The 5,865-nt window shown below is 38.4% G+C and carries 3 protein-coding genes and 2 pseudogenes; all 5 read left to right on the forward strand.

Going from position 1 to position 5,865, the window contains the following annotated elements:
* Positions 1 to 49 precede the first annotated feature (49 nt).
* Positions 50 to 961: pseudogene (locus AMS59_RS23805) on the forward strand (IS3 family transposase); the annotation flags it as partial.
* Positions 962 to 1,597: 636 nt separating this feature from the next.
* Positions 1,598 to 1,771: pseudogene (fliS, locus tag AMS59_RS24675) on the forward strand (flagellar export chaperone FliS); the annotation flags it as partial.
* Between the two features lie 212 nt (positions 1,772 to 1,983).
* A complete protein-coding gene (locus AMS59_RS23810) occupies positions 1,984 to 2,367 on the forward strand; it encodes a PilZ domain-containing protein (RefSeq protein WP_053486187.1) in 384 nt (127 codons plus the stop codon).
* Positions 2,368 to 2,549: 182 nt separating this feature from the next.
* Entirely contained in the window at positions 2,550 to 3,101 is a 552-nt protein-coding gene (hpf, locus tag AMS59_RS23815; RefSeq protein WP_053486188.1) for a ribosome hibernation-promoting factor, HPF/YfiA family, read from the forward strand.
* 136 nt (positions 3,102 to 3,237) lie between these two features.
* Positions 3,238 to 5,748, forward strand: a complete 2,511-nt coding sequence (secA, locus tag AMS59_RS23820) for a preprotein translocase subunit SecA (RefSeq protein WP_053486189.1) — start codon at positions 3,238 to 3,240, stop codon at positions 5,746 to 5,748.
* Positions 5,749 to 5,865 lie beyond the last annotated feature (117 nt).

Consider the following 5,865-nt stretch of genomic DNA (forward strand, 5'->3'; position numbering starts at 1 on the left):
AAAAAAGAATACGTGACCTAGAAGAGGAAAATGCCATCTTAAAAAAGGCTATGGGCATCTTTGCAAAAGACCGGAAGTAATTTACAACTTTATTCAACAGCACCGACACGAATTCCGTGTGGCAAAGATGTGCGAAGTATTAGGTGTTTCAAGAAGTGGTTACTACGAGTGGCTGAACCGACCAAAGAGTAATCAAAAAGAACGGAAAGAAAAGTTAACGAGCCAAATAAAACGAGTGTATTTGGACTCAAGAAGAAATTATGGTAGTCCGAAAATCACAAAACAATTGAATTCAGAAGGAGTCTCTGTATCGCAAAAAACAGTATCGCGAATTATGAAAGAAGAAGGCATTCGCTCAAAAACAGTAAAAAAATACAAAGCGACGACGAATTCAAAACATAATCTACCAGTGTATCCAAATCTATTAGACCAACAATTTAAAGTAGAACGCCCTGGACAAGCGTGGGTAGCTGACATTACGTATATATGGACCAGTGAAGGTTGGCTCTATCTAGCAACGATTATGGAGTTGTTTTCAAGACGTATCATCGGTTGGGCAATGGATGAGAGAATGACAAAGGAATTAGTGATCCTCGCCTTAAAACGAGCAATCAGAACTCAGACCCCAACGCCTGGGCTCATTCATCATTCAGATCGTGGGAGCCAGTATGCGTCGAAGGAATACCAACAAGTATTACGAACTAACGGAATGATTACAAGTATGAGTAGAAAAGGAAACTGTTACGATAATGCATGTATCGAGTCATTTCATAGCGTCATCAAAAGAGAGTTAGTTTTTCATGAAAAGTACAAAACGAGAGATCAAGCCAAGAAAAGTATCATTGAATATATCGTTAGTTTTTATAACTACAAGCGTATCCATTCTTTTACAAATTATATGTCGCCCATTGCATACGAAAAGCAGTATTTCAAAACTTCACAGAAAACTAAGGTCATATAATTAAACCCTTTTAACCTTACAAATAATTTAAGGGTTACGCCCCTTAAATTATTTGTGAGGCGAGCAAGCGATAGCGCGCTTAGATTTAAAGCAAAATCTCAATTTTCCCTGTCCATTTTCTTGACATAGTATCAAACTTGTTATTGAACGGACCTAAAAAAGAGATAAATAAAAACATCTTTCGTTGAAAAACGGGTATGTACCCTATCAAATCAACGTGAAGGTGTTTTTTCTATGGGGACAAGAGAGAATTACCCGTTAGAAGTGAGAATGAAAGCAATTGAACTGAGATTAGCAAGAATTCCTACAAAATAAGTTTTACAAGAACCGGATAATCGTAATTATTCTCAGCTAAAAATATGGATGAAATAGTACAAGAATGGCGAATTACAGCGCCTTGAACAGGCTGCAGGAAAACAATATACCTATGACAAAGGACCAGTAAATGAAATTACTAAGTTACAAACTGAGAATCGTTATTTAAAGCAGCAGATTGAAGTTTTATAAAAGTAAGCAGTGTTGGAGAAGGAAGGGTCCCAAAAATTCAAGTACAGCTAGTTGAGGAGATAATAGAAATCACGCCGATTAATGAAATCTTCCGTGATTTAGGTGTGAAGGCAGACCAATAGAAATAAGCTAACTCAATATGAATATATGAATCGTCGTCTAGTCGAAGCAAACATTAAAAATGAAATTGCTATTATTGAAGAAGTTGAGGGATTAGTGACGGAATTCCGTGATACATGGAAGGAAGTTATTCGCATCAATCGACAAAAGCAATACGGTCAGGGAAACACTGGACAAATTTAGACAACATAGAGGCCATCGATTCAAGATGGTCTCTTTTCTTTGCAAGAAAGACGGGACACGACATTTATATCATACAAAAGGGAATCGTTTTATTTATTTTAAAAATAGGTCTTTATCCGGCAAAATATGTTACTTATTCCCTCTAGATGTAAATCATTCATCGTGTCATAATCAAGCTAAATAGATGTTTACAATAGTATTGGGGTGGGTAGATGAAATTTAAACGCCAAGAAGGCTTTCGATTTAAGTTCGATGAGCCTGTTAAAATGACTTTTGCAATATATGAGGATGGTAGAGTCAATCAAGCGCAAACGGCAATGGCTGACTTGCTTGATATTAGTCCACGCGGTTTAAAGATGTTTACTGAGGTGGATTTAGGTGTCAAACCTCGTCCTTTGGATTTACGATTTGTTCTTGATACAAAAGAGGTACGAGCTTATGGTGAAATAATTTGGAGCCGTCCTTTTGGTAATGGCAAGCAGTATGGCGTGAATTTCAATAATCAAGAATCGGTTGAAGAGTTGATTGTCGAAGAGTTGAAGCTGCGCAGAAGAAAAGAAGCGGATGAGGCAAAATTAAATAACATTCATTTATAAAGTGAAACATTCATCAGTGGTGATGGATTTTGTTCATCCCTCGCCTAACTTCTTTTGCTTTCGCCGATTATGCCCATTATTGCAGGAAAAAAATTTTTTTGTGAAAAAAAGAATTATTTTAGAGGAATTTCACACACTTGTGTAGAAATATATAGTATAGCAGTTATAAAGGAGGAGTTTACATGTTAAACTTTAACATTCGCGGTGAAAATATTGAGGTAACTCCAGCTATTCGAGAGTATGTTGAAAACAAAATCGACAAAGTTGAACGTTATTTTAACGAAGATGTTAACGCCAACGCTAACGTAAATTTAAAGGTTTATAATGACAAGCAAACTAAAGTGGAAGTTACAATTCCAATGAAGAACTTAACTCTTCGTGCAGAGGAGCGTCATAATGATATGTATGCTGCGGTTGACTTAATCGTTGATAAATTAGAACGTCAAATCCGTAAGCATAAAACAAAAGTAAACCGTAAATTCCGTGAGCGCGAAGGTACAGGCCTTTATTTTGCTACTTCTCAAGCAGCAGCTGATGCAACAACAGAGGAAGAAGAATACTCTATTGTTCGCACAAAGCAATTTGATCTAAAACCGATGGATCAAGAAGAAGCTGTCTTACAAATGAATATGCTAGGGCATGATTTCTATATCTTCACAGATGCAGAATCAAACGGCACAAATATTGTCTACAAACGCAAAGACGGTAAATACGGCTTAATTGAAACAACTTAAACTTTAACACAAGGGCTCTCGCGAAAAGCGGGAGCCTTTTTTAGAGCTTTCTTTTCATGCTAGGGACTCTGTTTGCATGAAACTGTTACACAATGGTAAAATGATAGCTGAGACTATATAGGAAGTGAAAAAATTCATGGCAAACCTATTAAATAAATTATTTGATTTCAATAAACGTGAACTAAAAAAATTAGAAAAAATCGCTGACCAGGTTGAGGGATTCGCTTCTCAAATGGAACAGCTTTCAGATGATCAATTACAAGCGAAAACAGAAGAATTTAAAAAACGCTTTGCTGACGGAGAGAATTTAGAGTCGATTCGTGCGGAAGCTTTTGCCGTTTGTCGAGAAGGGTCAAAGCGTGTGTTAGAGATGTACCCATTCCGTGTACAAATTATGGGTGCTGCTGCATTAGATGAAGGTAATATTGCGGAAATGAAAACCGGTGAAGGTAAAACGTTAACAGCTACAATGGCTGTTTACTTAAATGCCATTACTGGTAAAGGCGTACATGTTGTGACAGTCAACGAGTATTTAGCGAGTCGTGATGCTGAGGAAATGGGGCATTTGTATAATTTCTTAGGCTTAACGGTTGGTTTAAACTTGAACAGCCTGTCAAAAGAAGAAAAACGTGCAGCCTATGAAGCTGATATTACGTATAGTACAAACAATGAGCTAGGCTTTGACTATTTACGTGATAATATGGTGCTTTATAAAGAAGAACGTGTACAACGCCCGCTACATTATGCGGTAATCGATGAGGTTGACTCTATTTTAATTGATGAAGCGCGTACGCCATTAATTATTTCTGGTCAGGCTGGGAAATCAGCGCAGCTTTATAAACAGTCTAATGCGTTTTGTCGTATGTTAAGTGCAGAAACGGATTACACATATGAAGAGTCAACAAAAGGTGTTACGTTAACAGATGCTGGTGTTGAAAAAGCAGAGAAAGCATTTGGCGTTGATAACCTATTTGATTTAACGCATGTACGTTTAAACCATGCGATTAACCAATCGTTAAAGGCACACGTAAGTATGCATAATGATGTTGATTATGTTGTTCAGGATGGAGAAATTGTTATTGTTGACGGCTTTACAGGTCGTTTAATGAAAGGTCGTCGTTACTCGGATGGACTGCATCAGGCGATTGAGGCCAAAGAGGGCGTAGAGATTCAAAATGAATCGATGACGATGGCGACAATTACATTCCAAAACTACTTCCGTATGTATCAAAAACTTTCAGGTATGACAGGTACAGCGAAAACAGAGGAAGAGGAATTCCGTAATATTTATAATATGAGTGTTGTGGCGATCCCAACGAATAAGCCGATAGCTCGTGATGACCGTCCAGACTTAATTTTTGCTTCGATGGAAGGAAAATATAAAGCGGTGGCAGAAGATATTGCAGAGCGCCATAAAGCAGGACAACCTGTTCTTGTTGGTACTGTTGCAATTGAAACATCTGAAATTATTTCGAATTTATTGGATAAACATAAAATCCCACATAACGTATTAAACGCGAAAAACCATGAGCGTGAAGCCGAAATTATTGCGAATGCTGGTACGCAGGGTGCAGTAACAATCGCTACGAACATGGCTGGTCGTGGTACCGACATTAAGCCTGGAGAAGGTGTAATGGAGCTTGGCGGTTTAGCGGTAATTGGTACGGAGCGTCATGAATCTCGTCGTATCGATAACCAGCTACGTGGTCGTTCTGGTCGTCAAGGGAACCCGGGGATTACTCAATTCTATCTGTCACTAGAAGATGAATTAATGCGTCGTTTTGGCTCTGATAATATGAAGAACATGATGATGAAATTAGGGATGGATGATTCACAGCCATTACAATCTAAAGTTGTTTCAAGAGCAGTAGAATCAGCTCAAAAACGTGTTGAAGGTAATAACTTCGATGCTCGTAAACGTCTATTACAATATGATGATGTGCTACGTCAGCAACGTGAGATTATTTATAAAGAGCGTTACGACGTATTAGAAACAGAAAATATGCGTACGCTTGTTGAGTCTATGATTCAAGAAACAATCGACAACGTTGTCGCATTGTATACACAAGGTGAGCAAAGGGATTGGCACTTAAAAGCAATTGATGACTATGTCGCAGCAAACCTATTAGATGAAGGCGTTCTGAAGGTGGAAGATTTCCAAGGTAAATCTGCAGAAGAGATTAACCAACTAATTTCTAACGCTGTCCAAGCACGTTATGATGAAAAAGAAGAACTGCTTACACCAGAGCGTATGCGTGAATTTGAAAAAGTTATCTTATTACGTTCAATTGATACGAAATGGATTGACCATATCGATGCTATGGATCAGCTACGTCAAGGTATCCATCTTCGTGCATATGGTCAAAATGACCCGCTTCGTGAGTATCAACAAGAGGGCTTTGCTATGTTTGAGGATATGGTCGCTTCCATTCGCGAAGATGTAGCAAAATATGCGATGAAGGCTGAAATCCATCATAATTTAGAGCGTGAGGAAGTTGCAAAAGGTCAAGCTGTTAATCCGAAAGAGGATGGCGGTTCAGCTCCGAAAAAGCAACCTGTCCGTAAGGCTGAAAATGTCGGACGCAATGATTTATGTCCGTGCGGAAGCGGTAAGAAATTTAAAAACTGCCATGGTGCAGGTCAATAATTCGAAAAAGATCATTTTAACTGTATGTTAAGATGGTCTTTTTTTGGTGTGCCCGGCATGCACATGAACTATAGGGTGAAAGTCCCGAACCCCGAAGACAGAAGTAGAGGTTAGCCA

Origin of the sequence: Lysinibacillus sp. FJAT-14745 (assembly GCF_001275675.1) — a bacterium.
In the GTDB taxonomy this organism is placed as follows: Bacteria; Bacillota; Bacilli; order Bacillales_A; family Planococcaceae; genus Lysinibacillus.

Excerpts from the sequence above, each read along its gene's own strand:
- AMS59_RS23810 (WP_053486187.1), top strand. The coding sequence starts at position 1,984 with ATGAAATTTAAACGCCAAGAAGGCTTTCGATTTAAGTTCGATGAGCCT.
- hpf (WP_053486188.1), top strand. The coding sequence starts at position 2,550 with ATGTTAAACTTTAACATTCGCGGTGAAAATATTGAGGTAACTCCAGCT.
- secA (WP_053486189.1), top strand. The coding sequence starts at position 3,238 with ATGGCAAACCTATTAAATAAATTATTTGATTTCAATAAACGTGAACTA.